At 69.5% G+C, this 21,077-nt stretch carries 16 protein-coding genes; 12 read left to right on the forward strand and 4 right to left on the reverse strand.

Going from position 1 to position 21,077, the window contains the following annotated elements; genetic code table 11:
• Nucleotides 1-56: 56 nt before the first annotated feature.
• Nucleotides 57-1,013 (forward strand): 2-dehydropantoate 2-reductase, encoded by a 957-nt coding sequence (gene panE / locus ABE505_RS02935; protein ID WP_346442035.1) that lies wholly within the window; start codon nt 57-59, stop codon nt 1,011-1,013.
• A gap of 15 nt (nt 1,014-1,028) precedes the next feature.
• Nucleotides 1,029-1,586: a hypothetical protein gene (locus tag ABE505_RS02940; RefSeq protein WP_346442034.1), complete on the forward strand. Its 558-nt coding sequence runs from the start codon at nt 1,029-1,031 to the stop codon at nt 1,584-1,586.
• Between the two features lie 18 nt (nt 1,587-1,604).
• On the opposite strand, the gene ABE505_RS02945 is transcribed toward ABE505_RS02940, so the two are convergent.
• A complete protein-coding gene (locus ABE505_RS02945; protein WP_346442033.1) occupies nt 1,605-4,337 on the reverse strand; it encodes a pitrilysin family protein in 2,733 nt (910 codons plus the stop codon).
• An 87-nt stretch (nt 4,338-4,424) separates the two neighbouring features.
• Here ABE505_RS02945 and ABE505_RS02950 point away from each other — a divergent pair, with 87 nt between their 5' ends.
• Genes ABE505_RS02950 through ABE505_RS02960 form a run of 3 tightly spaced genes read left to right on the forward strand, consistent with a single transcriptional unit; the run spans nt 4,425 to nt 6,226 of the window.
• A complete protein-coding gene (locus tag ABE505_RS02950) occupies nt 4,425-5,117 on the forward strand; it encodes a pseudouridine synthase (protein WP_346442032.1) in 693 nt (230 codons plus the stop codon).
• Nucleotides 5,118-5,172: 55 nt separating this feature from the next.
• Entirely contained in the window at nt 5,173-5,583 is a 411-nt protein-coding gene (gene arfB / locus ABE505_RS02955; protein WP_346442031.1) for an alternative ribosome rescue aminoacyl-tRNA hydrolase ArfB, read from the forward strand.
• A 34-nt stretch (nt 5,584-5,617) separates the two neighbouring features.
• Nucleotides 5,618-6,226: a lysophospholipid acyltransferase family protein gene (locus ABE505_RS02960; RefSeq protein ID WP_346442030.1), complete on the forward strand. Its 609-nt coding sequence runs from the start codon at nt 5,618-5,620 to the stop codon at nt 6,224-6,226.
• Nucleotides 6,227-6,370: 144 nt separating this feature from the next.
• Here the strand turns inward: ABE505_RS02960 and ABE505_RS02965 are convergent, their stop codons facing one another.
• Nucleotides 6,371-9,109 (reverse strand): winged helix-turn-helix domain-containing protein, encoded by a 2,739-nt coding sequence (locus ABE505_RS02965; RefSeq protein WP_346442029.1) that lies wholly within the window; start codon nt 9,107-9,109, stop codon nt 6,371-6,373.
• Nucleotides 9,110-9,407: 298 nt separating this feature from the next.
• Here ABE505_RS02965 and ABE505_RS02970 point away from each other — a divergent pair, with 298 nt between their 5' ends.
• Nucleotides 9,408-13,541 carry an autotransporter domain-containing protein gene (locus ABE505_RS02970; RefSeq protein ID WP_346458261.1) on the forward strand — a complete coding sequence of 1,378 codons (4,134 nt, stop codon included), beginning with the start codon at nt 9,408-9,410 and terminating at the stop codon, nt 13,539-13,541.
• Between the two features lie 485 nt (nt 13,542-14,026).
• On the opposite strand, the gene ABE505_RS02975 is transcribed toward ABE505_RS02970, so the two are convergent.
• Nucleotides 14,027-14,338: a hypothetical protein gene (locus tag ABE505_RS02975; protein WP_346442026.1), complete on the reverse strand. Its 312-nt coding sequence runs from the start codon at nt 14,336-14,338 to the stop codon at nt 14,027-14,029.
• A gap of 179 nt (nt 14,339-14,517) precedes the next feature.
• On the opposite strand from ABE505_RS02975, the gene dcp reads away from it, so the two are divergent.
• The 6 genes from dcp (at nt 14,518) to ABE505_RS03005 (ending at nt 20,072) form a co-directional block, all read left to right on the forward strand.
• Nucleotides 14,518-16,671 carry a peptidyl-dipeptidase Dcp gene (gene dcp / locus ABE505_RS02980; RefSeq protein WP_346442025.1) on the forward strand — a complete coding sequence of 718 codons (2,154 nt, stop codon included), beginning with the start codon at nt 14,518-14,520 and terminating at the stop codon, nt 16,669-16,671.
• A 134-nt stretch (nt 16,672-16,805) separates the two neighbouring features.
• On the forward strand, nt 16,806-17,093 hold the full coding sequence (locus tag ABE505_RS02985) for a putative quinol monooxygenase (RefSeq protein ID WP_346442024.1): 288 nt from the start codon (nt 16,806-16,808) through the stop codon (nt 17,091-17,093).
• A 121-nt stretch (nt 17,094-17,214) separates the two neighbouring features.
• Nucleotides 17,215-17,565, forward strand: a complete 351-nt coding sequence (locus ABE505_RS02990) for a VOC family protein (protein WP_346442023.1) — start codon at nt 17,215-17,217, stop codon at nt 17,563-17,565.
• Between the two features lie 348 nt (nt 17,566-17,913).
• The gene (locus tag ABE505_RS02995) at nt 17,914-18,414 is read left to right on the forward strand and encodes a hypothetical protein (protein ID WP_346442022.1); all 501 of its coding nucleotides are present in this window, start codon (nt 17,914-17,916) and stop codon (nt 18,412-18,414) included.
• Between the two features lie 337 nt (nt 18,415-18,751).
• Nucleotides 18,752-19,516, forward strand: coding sequence for an SDR family oxidoreductase (locus tag ABE505_RS03000; RefSeq protein ID WP_346442021.1), 765 nt, complete (start codon nt 18,752-18,754; stop codon nt 19,514-19,516).
• Between the two features lie 169 nt (nt 19,517-19,685).
• Nucleotides 19,686-20,072: an ester cyclase gene (locus ABE505_RS03005; protein ID WP_346442020.1), complete on the forward strand. Its 387-nt coding sequence runs from the start codon at nt 19,686-19,688 to the stop codon at nt 20,070-20,072.
• A gap of 58 nt (nt 20,073-20,130) precedes the next feature.
• On the opposite strand, the gene ABE505_RS03010 is transcribed toward ABE505_RS03005, so the two are convergent.
• A complete protein-coding gene (locus ABE505_RS03010; protein ID WP_346442019.1) occupies nt 20,131-21,057 on the reverse strand; it encodes a LysR family transcriptional regulator in 927 nt (308 codons plus the stop codon).
• Between the last annotated feature and the right edge of the window lie 20 nt (nt 21,058-21,077).

The following is a 21,077-nucleotide window of genomic DNA, read 5'->3' on the forward strand; positions in this document are numbered from 1 at the left end:
AGCGCTGCGCGCACCGCTAAGCTGGACGCGACACCCGTTCTTGCCAGGAGTCCCCCATGCGCATTCTCGTCCTCGGTGCCGGTGGCACCGGCGGCTACTTCGGCGGCCGGCTGGCCCAGGCCGGCGTCGACGTCACGTTCTTGGTGCGCCCTGCGCGCGCGGCGCAACTCGCGCGCGAGGGCCTGCGCCTGCGCAGCCCGCTCGGCGATGCCGATCTCGCGGTCGCGCACGTCACCGCCGACGCGCTGGCGGCACTCGCTGCGGCGCAGCCGTTCGATCTGATCATCCTCAGCTGCAAGGCCTACGACCTCGATGCCGCGATCGACGCGATCGCACCGGCCGTCGGGGCCGACACGACGGTGATGCCGATCCTCAACGGGCTGCAGCACTACGCCGCGCTCGATGCGCGCTTCGGTGCGGACGCGGTGCTCGGCGGCTTGTGTTTCATCAGCGCGGTGAAGGGCGCCGATGGTGAGGTCGTGCATCTGCCCTCGCCACCGTCGCTGACGTTCGGCGAGCGCGACCCGGTCCGCAACGGCAGCGCGCGCACCCAGGCGTTTGCCGACACGTGCGCGCGCGCCGAAGGCTTCGAGGCCGTGCGCAGCGACGACTTCCTGCAGGCGGCGTGGAACAAGTTCAGCTTCCTCACCGCGATGGCGGCGGCAACGTGCCTGATGCGCGCCAGCATCGGCCGGATCGTGGCCAGCGACGAGGGCGCCGCCTTCATGGCCGCGCTGCACGATGAGTGCCTTGCGGTCGCCGCCGCGCAGGGCCAGGCGATTCCGGGGCAACCCGCCGAGCAGGCCCGGTCGCTGCTGACCCGCGCCGGCTCTGCGGCCACTGCGTCGATGCTGCGCGATCTCGAATCGGGCCAGGACGTCGAAGCGGCGCAGATCGTCGGCGACATGCTGGCGCGGGCGAAGGCGGCGGAGATCGCGGCACCGATGCTGCAGGCCGCCTGGGTGCACCTGCAGTGCTATCGCAGCCGCCGCCAGACCCCGGACACCCCGTGATGTGCGATCGCAGCCGTGCAGTCAGCCTGCCACACCCGCTCTGCTAGGCTCGAGCTCTACCCGATCATGGAGATCACCCGGATGCGGACACTGCGTGTACGACTTCCCCTGGGCCTGGCCATCGCTGGCGCGCTCGCACTCGCTGCCTGCGGCGACCGACAGGCCGACGGCGCGCCCGCGCAGACCGCGCCAGTCGAAGACACCCACACGGTGCCCTCGGAGGCCGCGGCCGCACAGCTCGAAGACGGCAGTGCCCCGGTCGAAGCGCCGCTGACCGGCGATGCCGCGACGACGATGCTGACTCAGCTCGCCGGTCTCGGCGGTGCGATGCACGCGGCGGTCGAACTGTGCGACCCGAGCATCCCGGCGGAGCAACTGGCGCAGGCCAGGGCGCGACAGCAGCAGGAGTTCGTGAAGATGGGCGGCGACGCGGCGATGTTCGACCGCGAGTTCGCATCCGCGCACGACAAGGTGCGCGCGCAGTACGACACGGCGACGCCGGCGCAGCAACAGCAGATGTGCGCCGAGCTCGAGTCGATGGCGTCCTCGGCGCCGGCGCCGGCGACCGAATAGCCGGGACGCTGCGCGGGCTCAAGGTCCCGCGGCAGGCGCGTCCAGATCGCCGGCGACGACGGTTGTGGTCGCGTCGGGATCCAGATGCCGCGCCATTGCCGCGCGTACGGCCTCGGCGTCGAGCGCGCGCAGCGCGTCCTCGAACGCGGCCGAGTAGGCCATGTCGCGTTCCAGGTAGAGATTGTCGTTGAGCGTGCCGGCCAGTTGCGCATCGCTGGCTCGTGCCGTGCGGCGCGACAGCAGCAGGCCGTCACGGGTCTGCGCAAGCTCGGTCTCGTCGATGCCCTCGGCGAGCAGCCGACGCAGTTCTTCGTCGAAAGCCTGCGCGACCTTGGCGATGTTCTCCGGCGCGGCAATCGCCTGCGCCGAGAACGTGCCGACCGTGTCGAACGCACTGGCGCCAAAGCTCGAACTGACCCCGTAGCTCAAGCCGTCGCGCTGGCGGATACGGTCGGCCAGCCGCGACTTCATGCCACCGCTGCCGAACAAGTGATTGCCCAGATACAACGCCGGATAGTCGGGGTGATCCTGGCCCAAGCGCAGCGCCTGCTGCGCCAGGAACACCGCGTTCGGCCGGTCGGGCGTGACCACGCGCAATTGCGCGGCTGGCTGCGCCGCATACGGCGTGGGAATGCGCACGAACGGGGTGGTCGGGCGCCAGTCGCCGAACAGCGCTTCGAGTTGCGCACGCACCGCCTCGGCATCGACATCGCCGACGATCGCGATCGTCGTGCCCGGCCCCATGCCGTAGAACGCGCGGTGGAACGCGACCGCATCATCGCGCGTCGTCGCCTCGAGTCCGGCAATGCGCTGCTCGAAGGTACGTGCGTGAAACGGATGGCCGGGCGGAAAGATGTCGAAATGCCGCGCCATCGCCTGGTTCGCCACCGCACCCGGTTCGCTCATGCTGCCCTGGATGCCGGTGATCCGCTGGGTGCGCAGTTGCGCGAATTCGTCCTGCGGGAATGTCGGCTGCTTCAGCACGGTCGCGATCAGATCGAGCAGCCCCGCAATATGCGCGCGGTCGCTCGAGGCCGCGACGCTGACCGTGGTCGCGCCGCCGCTCGCACCCAGTGTCGAGCGCAGCGCGGTGAGCCGGCGCGAGATCGCCGCGCGGTCGAGATCGCCCGCGCCGCGCATCAGCATCGCGCCGGCCAGCATCGCTGCGTCGATGCGCCCGTCCAGCGTCTGTTCGCTGCCCAGGCGCAGGGTCATGCGCAACTGCACCGCCTGTCCGCGGGTCGCCTTGTCGAGCACCGCCAGCCTGGCCCCGTTGGACAGCGTCCAGGTCCGCGTGCGCGCGTCGATGGTCTCGGGCGTCGGATCGAAGGCCTCTCCGGCCGCGAGCGCGGGCCGGCCGACGAAACCGGCCAACAGCGTCGCCGCGTCCGGGGCCTCGGGCATCTCGATGCGCTCGGGAGCGTCGGTCGGCACGAAGTGCGCCGTCGTGCGGTTGTCGCGGCGCAGGTAGGCGCGCGCGACCCGCTGCACGTCGGCCGCGGTCACCGCCTCCAGCTGATCGCGTGACTGCAGCAACAACCGCCAGTCGCCCTGCGCGATCGCGTCCGACAGCGCAATGCCGACCGCGTTGGGGTCGCGCAACGCGCGTTCAAAGCCGGCCAGCAGGCGCGTTCGCGCCTCGTCGACCTCGTCGTCGGTGAACGCCGTCTCCTGTTCGAGCACCGCGAGCAGCCGCGCCTGCAGTGCATCGAGGTCGCTGCCCGCCGGCGCCTCGACGACCACGCTCAGATACCCCGGCTCGTCCAGGCGATAGCCCGTGGCCGAGACCGAGGTCGCCAGGCCCGGTTCGACCAGGGCGCGGTGCAGCCGGCCGCTGGGCGCATGCCCGAGTATCTGCGCCAGGACCGTCAGTGCGCCGGCATCGGGATGGCGGCCGGCGGGAATGTGATAGCCCGCGGCCAGGTACGGGGTGCGACCGACGCGCCGCACGACGACGTGGCGTTCGCCATCCTGCGCCGGCTCGCGCGTGTAGGTGCGCGGCAGTGCGGTCGCCCGCCGCGGCAGCGCGCCGAAGTGCGCGGCCACCCGCGCCAGCGCGTGCGCCGGATCGAAATCGCCGGCGATCACCACCACCGCGTTGTCGGGCCGGTACCAGGTGCGATAGAACGCCTGCAGCCGTTCGATCGGCATGCCCTCGATGTCGCTGCGCGCGCCGATCGTCGGATTCCCGTAGTTGTGCCAGTCGTAGGCCGCCGACATCAGCCGCTGCACCAGCACCCGGACCGGGTTGTTCTCGCCGGCCTCCAGTTCGTTACGGACCACGGTCATCTCGCTGTCGAGATCCGCGCGCGCAATGCGCGAGGCCACCATGCGGTCTGCCTCCATGCCCAGCAGCCAGTCGAGCGTGACCGGATCGCTGGAGAAGCTGGCGAAGTAGTTGGTGCGGTCGAACCAGGTCGTGCCGTTGAAGCGGATGCCGCGCTGCTTCATCTCGCCGGGGATGTCGGGATGTGTCGGCGTGCCCTTGAACAGCAGGTGCTCGAGCAGGTGCGCCATGCCCGTCTCGCCGTAGCCCTCGTGGCGCGAGCCCACGCGATAGGTCACGTTGACCGTGGTCACCGGCTTGCCGGGGTCGGGAAACAGCACCAGCCGCAGGCCGTTGTCGAAGCGGTACTCGGTGATGCCTTCGGCGCTGTGCACCGGCGCGTCGAGCTGCGGCGCCGCGATGGCCGGTGCGATGCCCGCGCACAGCAGCAGCGCGAACAGGCAGACACGAAGGCGGCGACGCATGCGGTTTCCCTTGGAGCGAGTCGATCGCCGAAAATAGCAGATCGCATCCGCGCGCCTGGATGCCCCACGACGCCCGGAGCGCGAGGAATGACGATCGATGTGCGGTATGCGGACGACTGGCTGGCGGTGGTCGACAAGCCCGCCGGTCTGATGGTCCACGACAGCGCGCTCGCGCGCGGCGAGCACGATTTTCTCGCCGACCGACTGCGTCTGCAGTTTGGCCGGCCGTTGTTCCTGGTCCATCGACTCGACCGCGCCACCAGTGGCTGCCTGTTGCTGGCCTTCGATCGCGAGACCGCCTCGGCGCTGGGCACGCAATGGATGGCGCGCAGCGTCGACAAGCACTACCTGGCCGTGTGCCGCGGCTGGCCCGACGCCGCGCTGGAGGTCGACCACCCGCTCGATGGCGGCCCCGGCAAACCGTCGAAGAAGCCCGCGGTCACGCGCTTCACGCGGCTGGCGACCACCGAACTGGCGCTGCCGTCGGCGGGCTTTGCGACCTCGCGCTACGCCCTGCTGCGCGCCGAGCCGATGACCGGCCGCTTCCGGCAGATCCGCCGCCACCTCAAGCATCTCTCGCATCATCTGATCGGCGACACCAGCCACGGCGACGGGCGCCACAACCGCCATTTCCGCACACTCGGCATCCACCGCATGCTGCTGCACGCCGAGCGTCTGCGCTTCACCCATCCGCACACCGGACAGCGTATGGACATCGCCGCGCCGCCCGGCGATGCATTCGCCAAGGCCTTGCTGCTGTTTCCCGGTCCACCGGCATGACGGGCTGTTGTCCCGCGAGCACGCGTCGACACCCACCCTCTTACAATCGCTGACGATGTCCACGCCGCCCGCCATTCCCGAGTCCGAACTCGTCGAACGCTTCGTGCGCGCGAGCGGGCCAGGCGGGCAGAACGTCAACAAGGTCGCCACCGCGGTCGAACTGCGCTTCGACATCGCCGGCTCGCCGTCGCTGCCCGACGCCGTGCGCGCCCGCTTGCTGGCGCGCCGCGACCGCCGCGTCACGGACGCCGGCGTGCTGGTCATCAGCGCCCAGCGCTTCCGCACCCAGGACCGTAACCGTGAAGACGCGCGCGCGCGGCTGGCCGCCTTTGTCGCCGCGGGTTACGAGGTGCCCAAGCCGCGCGTCGCCACCCGCCCCACGCGCGGTGCCAAGGAACGACGACTGGGCGCGAAACGCGAACGCAGTACCATCAAGCGCGGTCGCGCCGGGCGTGACTGGGATTGACGCCCGCCGGAGCGGGCCTTCGCGCCGAGGACGCATGAGCACATCGAAGTACCCGTTTCTGATCCCCGTCCCGCCGCTCGCGCCGCGGGTCAAACCCAGCCGGCTCGCGCGCTGGATCGGGCGCAGCATCCTGCGCCTGGGCGGCTGGCGCATGGTCGGCGAGCTGCCCAACCTGCCGCGGCTGGTGCTCATCGGTGCCCCGCACTCGTCGAACTGGGACGGCGTCTGGGGCTTCGCGGCCAAGGCCGCGCTGGGCCTGGATATCCGCGTGCTCGGCAAGGACTCGCTGTTCCGTGTGCCTGTGCTGGGCTGGGCGATGCGCGGCCTGGGCGTGATCCCGGTCGATCGCAGCCGCGCCTCGCGCGTGGTCGAACAGGCCGCCGCGGCGATCCACGGCGGCGCCCCGTTCTGGTATGGCTTGGCACCCGAAGGCACGCGCAAGCGCGTGGAGCGCTGGAAGACCGGCTTCTGGAAGATCGCCAAGGCCGCCAATGTGCCGATCCAGACCCTGTACTTCCACTATCCCGACAAGGTCATCGGCTTCGGCCCGCTGATCGAGCCCGGCGACGACCTCGACGCCGACATGGCCAGGATCCGTGCCTGGTACGCCCCGTGGATGGGCAAGAACCGCGGCACGGTGTGACCCGGTCGGCCGTCGGCGGCCATGCTGTCTGCAAGGATGCGCGGATCGACGCGCTGTTGGAGGCATCCCGACAGCGCGTCCTGGGGCGTGGCGCAGAGCTTTGGCATCACCCCGCCGCCAAGGTTCCCGCCGGCCGGGTGGGGTTCAGCGCGCGTGCAATGCGGTCTCGACCAGCGCGACCAGCGCCGGCTCGACGTCCGGCTGCTGGCGCAGGCTCGCCAGCGTGGCCTCAAGGGCCGGGCGCGCTTGGGCATCGTGGTGATGCTGGTGGCGCAGTACGCCGCGCAGGGCGTCCAGCCGGAGCGGCCACGCGGGACTGGCGGCGGCAGCGTTGAGCTGGGCCGCGTCCAGGGTCGCCAGGGTGGCCTCGTTCTGTTCCCAGTGTCCGAGCGCGCCGGTCGTGGCCGCGTACCAGAAGCCGACCAGCTGGGTCTGCGGATTGGCCGAGGACTGCAGCTGGACCAACTGCCGGTAGGCCGCTTCGAGCTTGGGAGCGGCCTCGTCCGGCTGGCCGGCCAGAAACAGGACCTGTCCCCAGACGCCCAGCGTGGTGGCGGCAAAGATGCTGTCCTCGCCGAGCTTGGCGCGAATCCCTTCGTAGAGCGTGCGGGCGTGGGCCAGCGCCTGCGGCCAGCGCTGCCTGTGCTGGTCGATTTCCAGCAGGCTGTTGACCAGCATCATGTTGCGCATGCTGCCGGCGCCGGTCATCGCGACCACGGTCTGCTGCGCGTCGAGCAGCATGCGTTCGGCCTCCTCGTAGCGGCCGAGCTTGATCTCGGCGCCGGCCATGACCTGGCGGGTGACGGCAATGGCCAGTGCATTGGGTGCATCACGTGCTTGCAGGTCCTCGAGCATGGTCTGGGCCAGTTGGCGCCCGTCCTCGGCGCGGCCGACCTGGGTATAGACCTGCACCAGGTCCAAGCGCAGCGAGTCGTGCATCGGCAGGTCGTCGGCGTGCAACTGCGCGAGCAGGCGCAACGCGGTCTCGTACTCGGGCACGGCGCGGGTGAACTCGCCGGCGTTGGTGAAGTAGGTGCTCCGGGCCAGCGCGAGCTGGTACGCGCGCTCGGGATCGGGCGCGGCGGCGTATTGCTGCTCGAGCAGGTCGAGCGCGCGCCGCGCGGCCTCGAACTCCGAGGTCCGGGTCATGACCCGGATCAGCGTGGAGCGCGCCTTGAACGTCTCCAGGCTGTCGGCGCCGGTCTGGGCCTCGAACAACTCGAGCGCGCGGGCGAACTCCTGGCGGGCCTCGGGCAGCAGCTCCACGCTGTTGAACAGCGTCGCCAGCGAGGCGTGCACGGTCGCGGCGATCAAGGGGCGCGCGCCGAACCGCGGGTCCACCCGGTCACGGGCGGCCAGCAGGACGTCGCGGATGTTGGCGTTGTGGCCGTTGGCGGTGATCAGCGGATTGGCGCGTCCGATCACGTCCTCGGTCACGAAGGTATTGAGCGCGTTGGCGCGCGCCAGTTCGGTCTCGGCGATCTGTTGCGCGTGGCGGGCCTCGCGGTGAAACCAGAGCGAGGCCGACAGACCGGTGACCAGCAGGACGAAGGCGGCGATCAGATAGGGACGCTGCGCGCGGGTGCGGGCGAGCACGGCGGCGGTCTGCAGCGCGTGCTCGCGGTCCTGCCGGGCCCGCTCGGCCTCCTCGCGCCGCTGCCCGAGCCGACGCAGGCGCCGTGCCAACTCCGGGGCCGAGGCCAGCCGGCGTTCGGGGTTGCCGTGGGTGGCCAGGGTGATGTCCTCGCGCAGCAGGGCATCGTCGATGTCGTGCTCCCAGCCCGAGGCCATCGGCCGGCTCAGATCGCCCTGCAGCAGTTGGTAGAGGATCAGCCCCAGTGCGTAGACGTCGCTGCGCACGGTCTGCGGCTGCCCGGCGACCACTTCAGGCGCCAGGTACAGCGGCGTGCCCGAATCGGGGCCGTTCTTGAGCAGGCCGGTCGCGGTGAGGTCGTGGCGGGTGATGCCCATCGCATCGAGCCGGCCCGGTTCCAGCAGGCTACCGCTGCCGAAATCGGTCAGGCAGACGCGCCAGCCGTCGCCGGCCGCAGCGACGAGCACATTGGCTGGCTTGATGTCCTTGTGCAGCACGCCGATCTGGTGCGCCGCGGCGACTGCGTCGGCGATTTGCAGGAACAGCGCCAGTCGCGCCGGCGTCGGCAGTTCGGCCAGATGGGTCGTGGACCACTCGGACAGGTTGGTGCCGCAGTAGGCGTATTCGAGGAAGAACGGCGGCGCCTCGAAATGCCAGTCGATCAGTCGCGCGAACGGCGCCTCCGACGGTCCCTGGTGGCCGCGGGCCAGCAACCGCGCGAGCGTGGCCTCGCGCTTGAGGCTGCGCAGGCGCCCGCCGCTGCTGGCGTACTTGTAGACCCGGTGCTCGCCGGTCCGGGCGTGCTCGCCCAGCCACACTTCGCTATGCGACGAACTGCCGAGCAGCCGCCGCAGCACGAAACGCGGCCGCAGCGGCACCGGATCGGACTCGCGTAGCGCCAGATGCGCCGGCGCGCGCGCGCGCACGACGACGCGCTCGGTCAGGCCGGTCAGGCGATAGCCGAGCCGAGGCTGGGTGGTCAGCACCCCCGCGTTGGCCGGCCCCAGCGCCTTGCGCAGCTTGGTGATGGCGTTGGGCAGGACCTTGTCGACGGTGATCCGTCCCGCCCAGACCTCCTTGAACAGTTCTTCCTTGGTGACGACCTCCCCGGCATGCCGCAGCAGGTAGGCCAGCACCTCCAACGCGCGCCGCTCGACCGCGACCGGGGCGTCGTCGACGCAGAGTTCGAACGTGGATTCGTCGAACGTCGCCGTGCCGAACCGGTAACGGAAGTCGAGGCCTTCGTCGTCGTTGGCGAGCGGTTCGTCGGTCTGGTCGATGGTGGTCAAGGTGGAGTCCGATGGCGGTGCGACGCGCTTTCGGCGCCGGTTCGCGGCCGGTCACGATACCAGTCCGCCGCCTCGAAACGGGCCGTTACCTATCCGTTACCGGAAAGTACCCCCGATGCCGGACCGGCCTGCCTATGGTGGCGCCCGGCGCGCAAGTCCCTGTGGACGGCGCCGCTCCCCCGCATCCCGTCGGCGGTCGGACCGGCCGCCGCGGCGCCCTTGCAGGCATGCGCGACGGCCCCCGCCGTCGTCGACGCCTTCTCCCCTTTTCGCTTCAAATCCGAAGGATCTCAACGCCGTGAACAGAGTTTTCCGCTTGGTCTTCAATCGCCGCCTCGGCCTGGTGCAGGTCGCCTCCGAACTGGCCGCCGGCACCGCCCCCGGCGCCAGTGCCCCCCCGCTGCCGGCGGTCGGCCGGCACCCGCTGGCGGCTGCCGTTCTGGCCGTGCTGGGTATGGCCGCCGCCAGCGGGGCAGCGGCGCAGGCGGTCAACGTCGACGAGCAGCTGACGATCGACGAGGCGCGGCGCTATACCACCGGACTGAATGTCGGCAACGCGGGCACCGGCACGCTGCGCATCGTCGGTAACGGCGCGGTCGTGGTGGATGGCAGCCACCTGCAACTGGGCGTGGGCGCCGGTGCCGACGGCACGATCGTCGTCGAGGGTGCGCAGGCGAGCCTGACCGTCGGCGACGACGACCGGGTGCGGATCGGCGTCGCCGGCAAGGGCCGCCTCGACGTCCTGTCGGGGGCCACGTTCACCGCGCGTGACCGGGTTTCGCTGGGCGTGGATGCCGGTTCGGAAGGACGCATGGACGTCCTGGGTGCCGGCTCCAGCGCGACCGCCCAGCTGTTGCAGATCGGATTCGCGGGCACCGGCACACTGAATGTCGCCGATGGCGCGCAGGTCACCGCGACCCGCGGCGGCAATGGGGCCGGCATTTCGCTGGGCACCTCCGCGGGCGGCGTGGGCAGTGCCACGGTCACCGGTGCCGGCTCGGCGCTGCGCGCCACCGGCGGCGACCTGTACGTGGGCGGCGAGGGCCAGGGCACGCTGCGCCTTGCCGACGGCGGCCAGGCCTGGGCCAACAACATCGCCATCGGCCTGCGCCAGGGCGTCGCTGGTCGCGTCGAGCTGGAAGGCCCGGACACGCGCCTGGCCACCAATGGCGCAAACGGCAACATCACCATTGGCTACGAAGGCAACGGCACTGTCAGCGCCCGTGCGGGCGCGCGCATCGCCGCCAATTCGGTCGTGATCGGGTCGCGCCGCGACAGCAGCGGCACGCTGCTGCTGAGCGGCGCCGGTACCGCACTCGAGGCCGGCAGCGTGGTCGTCGCGCAGAATGCCGACGGCACGCTGACCGTCGAAGACGGGGCGCGGGTGGTTGCCGATTCGCTGCGCGCCGAGGCCCAGGATTCGCTCGGCATCGGCGACTTCGACCAGACCGGCCGGGTGATCGTCCGCGGCGCGGGCTCGACGCTCCAAGCGGGCGAGTTGGTCGTGTCCAACCACCTGCGGGTCGAGGACGGGGCCAGCATCGCGTCGACGACCGCCAAGGTCCGCGACAGCTTCGCCAAGCAGGAAGAGACCGCGACGCTGACCGGCGCCGGGACCAAGTGGACCAACACCGGCGAACTGGACGTCACCACCAACCTGCAGATCGTCGACGGGGCGGTGCTGGAGACCGGCACCATGCTGATCTCCGGTGGTGGCGACGGCGTCTCGTTCGTCCCGGCCCTCAAGCACGAACAGGTGCGCGTGGACGGCGCCGGCTCGCGCCTGCAGGCCACCGACGGCATCGCCATCGGCAACTCGGTGTTCGACGCCTACGGCGTGCTGACCGTCTCGCGCGGTGGCCAGGTCGGCGGCGGCACCGGCGGCATCACGCTCAAGTCGCTCGGCTATCTGGTGTTCGGCGGCGGCATGGCCTCGTGGGCCACGCAACCCGCCGGTCCGGCGCTGGAGGCCGCCATGGCGGCCGGCGGGATCGACACCGACGACGTGATCACCATGCAGTCGGGTGCTGGCGGCCTGCTGTTCAACCACACCGACGAGCTGGCACTGTCCAATGCCGTCGTGAGCGCGCCCAACAGCGGCGCGAATGGCCATGCACATACCGCCGGCGCGATCACCCAGGCGGCCGGCACCACGCGCCTGACCGGCGACCTGAGCCGGTTCGGTGGTGACGTGGTCGTGACCGGCGGCAAGCTGATCCTCGATGCCGACCTCTACGCCAAGCCGGCTGAGCCGGCCTTCAGCGGGCGCCTGGCCGACCAGCAGTACCGGGTCACCGGCGGCACGCTGGTCCTCAACGGCACCGCCGGCTTCCTGCAGGAGTTCAACACCGGTGTCTCGGCGCCCGTGATGAAGCGCACCGCCACCGCGAGCGTCACCTCCGGTGGCGTGCTGGCCGGGACCGGCACGATCGGCGACGTGAGCCTGAGCCGGGGCGGGCGGATCGCCCCCGGCGACGGCACCGTGGGCACGCTGACCATCGACGGCGACCTGCGGCTGGGCGCTGGCTCGGCCGGCGACGAGAAGGTGTTCTACGACGTGGACATCCTGGGCAACGGCAGCAGCGACCTGCTGGTGGTCAGCGGCGAGGCCAGCATCGGCGCCCACGACGGCTTCGACGGCGGCCCTGCGGGCGTCGTGGTCACCGCGCTCGACCCGGCGACCAGCTACCAGAATGGGCAGAGCTACACCATCCTGACGGCGGCCAAGGGCGTGAAGGGCACGTTCGCCGACGCCGTCAGCGCGTCCGCGTTCCTCGACGTGGCCCTGTCCTACACCGGCACCTCGGTCGACCTGAAGATCGGTCTGCTGGGCGGCGGCGGCAACGATGACGTGACCGTCGGCAACGGCGAAACCTACACCGGCACCGGCACGATCGGGGCCCTCGAGGTCCTCGGCGGCGGCACCCTGTCGATCGGTGGCGCCGGCGCGCTGGGCGGCCTGACGTCCAGCGGCGATGTGCGGTTCGCAGCCGATTCGATCTTCGCAGTGGACATCGCCGGCAACGGCGGCAGCGACACGCTGACCACCACCGGCAAGGCCACCCTCGGCGGCGGTCGCGTGCAGGTCACCGCACTGGACCCGCAGACCAGCTACACGACCGGCCAGACCTACGCCATCGTGCAGGCCCAGGGCGGCGTCGCCGGCACCTTCGCCAGCGTGGCCAGCCAGTCCGCGTTCCTGGACACCCATTTGACCTACGAACCCGACCGGGTCGTGCTGGGCATCGCGCTGAAGGATGTGGGACCGCCCACAACGCCCGAGCCGCCCACAACGCCGGAGCCGCCCACGACCCCAGAGCCGCCGACAACGCCGAAGCCGCCGGCGGTCTTCCAGACCGTCGCGCAGACAGGCAACCAGTACCGCACCGCGCTGGCGCTCAACACGCTTCCGCAGTCCGGTGACGCGCTGGCGTTGTACAACACCCTGCTGCTGTTCGATGCGAACACCGCGCGCACTGCATTCGACCACCTGGCCGGCGAACTGCATGCCGATGTTCGCGGCACGCTGCTCGAAGACCGCTTCCTGCGTGATGGCATCGGCCAGCGCTTCCATGGCCAGGCCGCCGCCACGCGGACCGATGCCACCGTGGCCTGGGTCGCCGGCAGCGGCATGCAGGGGCGGATGGACACCGACGGCAACGCGGCCGGCACTCGGACCAGCCGCCAGGGCCTGATGGCCGGTGCCGATCGGCGCCTGGGCGAGCACTGGGTGGTCGGGCTGGCACTGGGCAACGAGGACATCACCACCCGCGTCCGTGCGCGCGGATCGCAGGCGGACACCGACGCCACCCAGTACGGCCTCTATGCCGGCGCGCGCTGGGATGCGTTGTGGCTGCACGGCGGCGCGACCCGCGCCGACTATCGCGTGGAGACATCGCGTCGCGTCGTCGCTGGCAACACGCTGGCGCAGGAGGTGGGATCGCGCTACGACGCCAAGGCGACCACCGCCTTCCTGCAGGCCGGATGGGAGTTCCCGTTCGACCGGCTCACGCTGACGCCGACGTTGGCGGTCGCGCACACGCGGCTGGAGACCGATGCCGCGTCCGAACGTGGCGGCAGCGCGGCGCTGCACGTCGATGCCAGCAAGGATCGCTACACCGTCGCTACCGCCGGCGTCCGCGCGACGTGGGACATCAGCGGCGGGCAGCGCGACCAAGCCACCCTGTTCGGTGGCCTGGCCTGGGAGCACGCGAGCGGCGACCTGACGCGCGACAGCCGTCATCGGTTCGTTGCTGGCGGCGATGCCTTCATGGTGCAGGGCGCGCCGATGGCGGCCAACGCCGCGGTCGCCGACCTCGGCATCGCCTTGAGCACGTCTGAGCGCAGTCGCCTGTCGATCGCCGCGCAAGGCCGCAGGGGCGACGGCGCCCGCGACTTCGGCGCCCAGCTCAACTGGCGCTGGCACTTCTGACCGCAACTCGGCACGCGACCCGCTCGACGGGCGCGTGCCGGACGCGGTGACCCCAAGCCAGGTGCGTCGGACCGACGGCGTACCGTGGCAGATCGACCGCCGCACGCGCATGTGCGGCCATGCGCCCGCTCCCCACGGGAGCGGGGCCAGGGCGAACGCCGTCGCGTGGCGGCCATCCGGTGGCGGCCTTCGTCCGCCTTGCGGACCCCCTCCCCCGACAGACTGTTCGCGTCGTATCTGAGCTGGCGTCCGTGGTCGCTGCGCGGGGGGCGTCCCTCTGGCGGCCAAGGCACGGGCCAAGCGCGGCAACATGCCGGTCAGATCGAAGCGTCGTTCGAATGAATCGGCACGCCTGCGCATGCAGGTCGCGTGCGCTTTGGTTGGGGCACGTGGACATGCTCCGCCATGGCCTGCAATCGCAGACGACCCAGAGCCGGGCCGGCCCCAGGCCCCGCCATGCTTGGCCTGGCTCGCCAGATCGCCGGTCACTCCCCTTCCGGCCAGGGCGGCACCGCCTTGCGCTCTCCCGGCGCCAGACCACCGATATGCGCCAGTACCGCCGCGTGTTCGGGCGTGCCCGACCGGTAGCGGATTTCGGCCTCGCCGTGCGCCGCGCCGCCGTCGAGCGCCGCGCGCAGTTGCAACACCAGCGTGCCGTCGGCGAGCATGACCGCCGTCCCGATCGGCGCAGTCTCCGCAACCATCGCCGGATCCGGCGCCACCGGCGTCGCCGGCCCGCCCGGTTCGGCAGCGGCCCACATAGCCAGCGCCGCCGCGAACGCGAAAATGCACGACATCGTGGGCACTCCGAGCGACAAGGACGCGTGCAGGGTGCCCCACCCGGCGACCGCCCGCCTGAATCGGCAAACCAACGGCACATTTCCAAGCTCTACCATTGAGCGCACCCTGCGCAGTTGGCGGGCCGCGTGCCGCGACCGACGCCGTTACCGCGCTGTCCCCTAACGGAGTTCCCTCCATGTTGCATAAGCTGCTCCTGTCTTCCGCGATCGCGCTGGCGCTTACCGCCTGCGGCGACCGCCCTGCTGCCGAGTCCACGATGCCCGCTACCGATGCCTCCGCCGCGGCCGCGCCGGCCGACAACCCGCTGTTCGTCGCCAGCACGCTGCCGTTCCAGGCCCCGCCCTTCGACAAGCTCAAGGACGCCGATTACCAGCCGGCAATCGAAGAGGGCATGAAGCAGCACCTGGCCGAGATCCGAAAGATCGCCGACAACACCGAGGCGCCCACCTTCGAGAACACCATCGAAGCGATGGAGCGCAGCGGCGAACTGCTGACCCGCGCCGCCAACGTGTTCTTCATGCTTACCGGCGCCAACACCAACGACACCCTGCAGGCGGCCGAAGAGGCGCTGGCGCCCAAGCTCGCCGAGCACAGCGATGCGATCTACCTCGACCCTGCGCTGTTCGCCCGGGTCAAGACCCTGTACGACCAGCGCGACACGCTGGGCCTCACGCCCGAACAGGCGACCGTGCTCGCGCACACGCACGACAACTTCGTGCGCGCCGGCGCGTTGCTCAATGACGCCGACAAGGCCGAGCTGCGCAAGCTCAACGCCGAGTCGTCCACCCTGTCGACCGCGTTCGGCAACAAGCTGCTGGCCGCCAGCAACGCCGGTGGCGTGTTCGTCACCGACGTGGCCGAACTCGACGGCCTCGACGCCGGCGCGATCGCCGCGGCGGCCGACGCCGCCAAGGCCGCCGGCAAGGAGGGCCAGTGGCTGCTGAGCCTGCAGAACACCACCCAGCAACCGGTGCTGGCCTCGCTGAAGAACCGGAGCTTGCGCGAGCGCGTGCTCGCCGCCTCCACCGGCCGCGCCGAGAAGGGCGACGCCAACGACACCCGCGCCACCATCCAGCGTCTGGCCGAACTGCGTGCGCGCCAGGCCCAGCTGCTCGGCTACCCGAACTACGCGGCCTACAGCATTGCCGATCAGATGGCGAAGACCCCGGAAGCGGCGCTCAAGCTGCTGACCGACACCGTGCCGGCCGCCACCGCACGTGCGCGCGCCGAGCTGGCGAAGATCCAGGGCGTGGTCGACGCACAGAACGGTGGCTTCACCGCCGGCGCGGCCGACTGGGACTTCTATGCCGAGCAGGTCCGCAAGGCTGAGTTCGACCTCGACGAAGCGCAGATCAAGCCCTACTTCGAGCTCGACCGCGTGCTCAACGACGGTGTGTTCTTCGCTGCCAACCAGCTCTACGGCATCACCGCCAAGGAGCGCAAGGACATCCCGGTCTACCACCCCGACGTGCGCGTGTTCGACATCATGGACGCCGACGGCAAGCAGCTCGCGCTGTTCTACCTCGACCCGTTCAAGCGCGACAGCAAGCAGGGCGGCGCGTGGATGGGCAACTTCGTCGAGCAGAACGGCCTGACCGGCGCCATCCCGGTGGTCTACAACGTCGAGAACTTCACCAAGCCCGCCGCCGGCCAGCCCGCGCTGCTGAGCTTCGACGACGTGACCACGCTGTTCCACGAATTCGGCCACGCGCTGCACGGCTTCTTCTCCAACACCAAGTACCCGTCGGTCGCCGGCACCAACACCCCGCGCGACTTCGTCGAGTTCCCCTCGCAGTTCAACGAGCACTGGGCGCTCGACCCGAAGGTGTTCGCCAACTACGCCAAGCACCACGAGACCGGCGAGGCGATGCCGCAGGACTTGGTCGACCGGATCGTCAAGGCGCGTACGTTCAACCAGGGCTATGCGACCACCGAGTACCTCTCGGCCGCGCTGCTCGACCTCGCCTGGCACACGCTCCCGGCCGGCGAGGCCAAGCAGGACGTCGACGCGTTCGAAAAGCAGGCGCTCGAAAAGTACAAGGTCGATCTGGCCGCCGTGCCGCCGCGCTACCGCACCAGCTACTTCAGCCACATCTGGGGCGGCGGCTACGCGGCGGGTTACTACGCCTACTTCGGCGCCGAAGTCCTCGACCACGACGCCTTCCAGTGGTTCGGCGAGAACGGCGGCCTGACCCGTGAGAACGGCCAGACCTTCCGCGACAAGATCCTGTCGATCGGCCACTCGCGCGACCTCGGCACCGCTTATCGCGAGTTCCGCGGCAAGGACCCCAGCGTCGAGCCGCTGCTGGAGCATCGTGGGCTGAAGTGAGCCATCTCGCGCGCTGCGGCGCATGACATGCAGCACCGAGCGGGGCGGCCTTCGGGCCGCCCCGTTGTCGTTTGCTCATGTGCTCTCTCGCGCAGTGGCGCGAGCAAGCACAAGCCAGTATCAGGAGGAGCCGCGTGCTGAAAGTGATCGCGCAAGACTTCATCGAGATCGAACACCTCGATGCCGTGGCCCCGCTCTATCGAGAGCTTGTGGAGAAAACCAGGCAAGAGCCGCTGTGCATCTCGTACGATCTATACGTGGATCAAAAGGACCCGGGGCACTTCGTTTTCATCGAGCAATGGCCGGACCGCGCCGCCCTGGACGCGCACTGCAACACCGAGCATTTCCGGCGGCTGGTGCCGTTGATCGACAAGCACCAGCGCGCGCCGGGGACCTATCTGCTCATGGACGCGTTCGGGTAACGCTGCGCAGCGCGGGATGAGGCAGTTGGCGGTCTGCAGCGGGCGCAGCCATACTCCCGTGCACCCTATTTATGGGGTTGAATCGTGGTTTGGGTAAACAGTCAACTGCGGAGGCAAGCGGATGAAAGTAAAACGCATCGTCGCGGACATCCAGGCCGCCAACCCCTCACAGGCTGCGGCCTTTTACAGCGACGTATTGGGTCTGGAGCTGGCCATGGACCATGGCTGGATCCGAACGTACACCAGCGATGCGAAAATGACGGTCCAAGTCAGCATCGCATCTGAGGGCGGTTCCGGAACCGAGGTGCCCCATCTTTCCGTGGAGGTCGATGACTTGGCAGAGGCGCTGCGCCGAGTCGAAGAAGCGGGAATCTCAGTCGAGTACGGGCCAGCCATCGAGCCGTGGGGCGTGAAGCGGTTCTACGTACGCGACCCAACGGGCAGGCTCATCAACATCCTTCAGCATGTGTAGGCCGGGTGCGACCTAGCAAGTCCTCCTGGCCGATGCCGTTCCGCGGAGCGGCTCATCTCAGGCGTGAGGTGTGATCAGTCGATTGTTCATCCGGGGCATCAGTGGACGATGGGGATGAGGACGCCAACCCAGTCCCAGGAACCCGGATGCATCTCCATCAACATGCCGATTGACGCCGCATGGTCGAGCGCTGCTGGGGCGCCGGGTCCTGCAAGAAGGATTGCGGGCGGCAGAGGCCGCGCAGACCTCCGATGTCAGAGCGTTCGATCGTCGCCTGACACGTGTTCAAGCGTTGTCGCTTCGCGGCGACCCCAGATCACACTGCAACGGCGCATGGAGAGTGCGGTCATGTCCTGGAAGCACCTCGGTTTTGGTGCGGCGGTCTGTTTGTCGATGGCGTTGTCGGCAGTGGGGTGTAGCCCGGCCGCGCCCGAGGCGCAGTCCACGATCCCAGCGGCCGGGGGCGATCCCGCGGTTGCGCTTGTTCAGCGCTTCAAGATGGGCGCGGGACTTGAGTCCATCGCGAACCAAGCGGCGGGGGCGACGACGGCGTTTGCCACACTGGCGCAGCGGCATGGCACCGCGCAGGCCAAACGATTGGTGGCCGGCGAGATGTCGAAGCTGGCCCCTGCCTATCAAGCGCGGTGGGATCGGAATCTGGCGACGATCTACGCCAAGCACTTCACCGCAGACGAACTTCGTTCCCTCGCGACGCAGGGGACGCGTTCGCCCCACGCCGCCAAGTTTCGCTCCACCCAGGCGACTATCGCGGGCGAAATGCGACAGGTTTCAAGCCCGCTTCTGCGGCAGTTGGTGACGGAGGCACTGCGCAATGCGCTTGCGCGATAGGCGTTGGGTGCCTGATTGCACGGTCCACTCAATTCCAACAAAGGATCAGCGCGCAACTTCGTGTGCTGCGCTCGTAGGTATGGTTCCGGCCGGGATGTAGGAGCCACCGCATCGCTCGGCGCGTGCGCGGTGTTCGATGTTGTATGGGGACCACTCGCCACCGAAATCGATGCCAACGCAAGTCTCGATCGAACTCTGAAACCGGGGTCAGAGTGCAATTTCGTGTGCCGCATCGCCAAGCGCGTGCGCGGTCGGCCAATGTCGTGTCCGAACATGGCGAGCGCAGCTTCCATTCGGCGCCCATGCTCCGCGCTCCTTCGAGACAGTGGAGAGACGTATGCAACGTTTGCACGGCAAGGTCGCGCTCATCACGGGCGCCAGTTCCGGCATCGGCCAGTCCGCGGCGCATCTATTCGCGCGCGAGGGCGCCTGTGTGGTGCTGGGCGCACGCCGCGAAGCGCGGCTAGGGGCCATTGCGACGCAGATCATCGACGCCGGCGGTCAGGCTGCGTGGCTGGCCGGCGACGTGCGTGAGGAAGCCTACGCACAGGCGCTGGTCGCACTGGCGACCTCACGCTTCGGCGGACTGGACATCGCGTTCAACAACGCCGGCACGCTCGGAGCGCTGGTCCCGACCACAACGCTTGAGGCACAGGCCTGGCGCGAGGCGCTTGACATCAATCTCAGCGGCGCGTTCTTCGGCGCCAAGCACCAGATTCCGGCGATGCTGGCACGCGGGGGTGGGTCGCTGATCTTCACTTCCACCTTCGTCGGCCACACCGTTGGCTTCCCCTGTACCGCCGCGTATGCCGCCAGCAAAGCCGGCCTGATCGGTCTGACTCGGGCGCTGGCCGCCGAGTTCGGTCCGCAGGCGATCCGGGTCAATGCGTTGCTGCCCGGCGGCACGCACACGCCGATGGCGGAAGAGATGAACGGCACACCGGAGGCATTGGCGCAGGTCGCGCAACTGCATGCACTCAAACGGTTGGCGCAGCCCGAGGAGCTTGCACGCTCTGCGCTGTTCCTGGCTTCGGAAGAGGCGACGTTCCTGACGGGCAGCGCGATGCTGGTCGATGGCGGCGTGTCGATCAATCGCACTTGAACCGAGGACATGGGGCACACATCGGACACGGCAATGCCAATGCGTTTCCGGGGCCGGGCTCGACATCGTGCTGCGTCGCGAGTGCGCGCCCGGCGGTCGTCGAGCCAGGCGCTCTTGGTCAGGCCTCAGTTGGGCACATCTGTCTGCATAACGGAGGGTGACACCACGCATGCGAAAGCTTGAGAGTGAAGCGATCTACCGCGACTACATCACCTGCCTCAATGCGCGGGACTGGGTTCGCCTTGGACAGTTTGCCCATGACGATGGCCGTCATGACGACGCGCCGCTCGGCCTCGATGGCGATCGCGCGATGCTCGAAAATGATCTCGCGCAGATTCCGGATCTGCACTTCGAGATCGAGAGGCTGATCGCCGATCCGCGGCAGGTGGCATGCAGGCATCGCTTCGATGTCACTTCGCGTGGCGAGTTCCTGGGTCTGCCTGTGAATGGCCGCCGTATCATGTTCTGCGAACACGCCCTGTGTGCGTTTCGGGACCAGAAGATCCACGAGGTCTGGTCGATCATCGACAAGGCCGCGGTCGAGGCCCAGCTCTAAACCGGGGTCAGAGTGCATTTTTCGGCGGCGCCTGCGTTCGTGGGCGCGGGCGGCAGCCTCAATCCGTCGCGGCAGGGTGTCCCACCTTCGCCACGCGCATGACCGTGTCGCGCAACCAGGTGTGCGACGGGTCGCGCTCCCGACGTTGATGCCAGATCAGGTCGAAGTCGAACGGGGGGATCGCCAGCGGCGGCGCGAAGATGCGCAGGCGCGGGTCCGCGGCGACGGAGTCGAGATTGCGCCGGGCGACGGTCAGGATCAGATCGGTGCCGGCGATCAGGTCGTTGGCGACGCCCCAGTGCGGCAGGGTCATGGCGACCCGCCTGTGCAGGCCGTCGCGTGCGAGCGCACGGTCGATCTCGTTGTCGCTCTCCGCGCGCAGGGCGACCAGCACGTGCGGGCGCGCCAGCCAGGCCTGGCGATCGAGCGTGCCGCTTGGCGGCACTGTCGACGTATCGGCCAGACTGGCGAAGTCCTCGACGAAGAGCGTGTGCCTGCGCACCGGTTCCGGGTGTCGCCCGGGAAAGACGCCCAACGCCATCTCGATCTCGCCGTCGATGATATCGGCCAGCATCGATTCGCGGCTGGCCTGGCTGACGACGAGGTCGATTCCCGGCGCCTGGCTGCGCAGCGTGCGTGCCAGCCCCGGCAGGAGCACGCGCGCGCCGTAGTCCGACATGGCCAGGCGGACTGTCCGCCGTGCGGACGCCGGGTCGAACGCCGGCGGGTCGAGCAGCGCGCCGAGTTGTTCGAGCGCTTCGGTCAGCGGCTGCACCAAGGCACTCGCCCGCTCGGTGAGGTCGAGCTTGCCCGCGCGTCGGACCAGCAGCGGATCGTCGAACAGCCGGCGCAGGTGGGCCAGTGCGTGGCTCACTGCCGGCTGGCTCCTGTGCAGACGCAACGCCGCGCGGGAGATATGCCGCTCCGACAGCAAGGCATGCAGGGTGACCAGCAGGTTGAGATCCATCCGCCTCAAATTATTCATGCGAAGAATAATGGATCATC

Origin of the sequence: Luteimonas sp. TWI382 (assembly GCF_039674545.1) — a bacterium.
GTDB lineage: Bacteria > Pseudomonadota > Gammaproteobacteria > Xanthomonadales > Xanthomonadaceae > Luteimonas.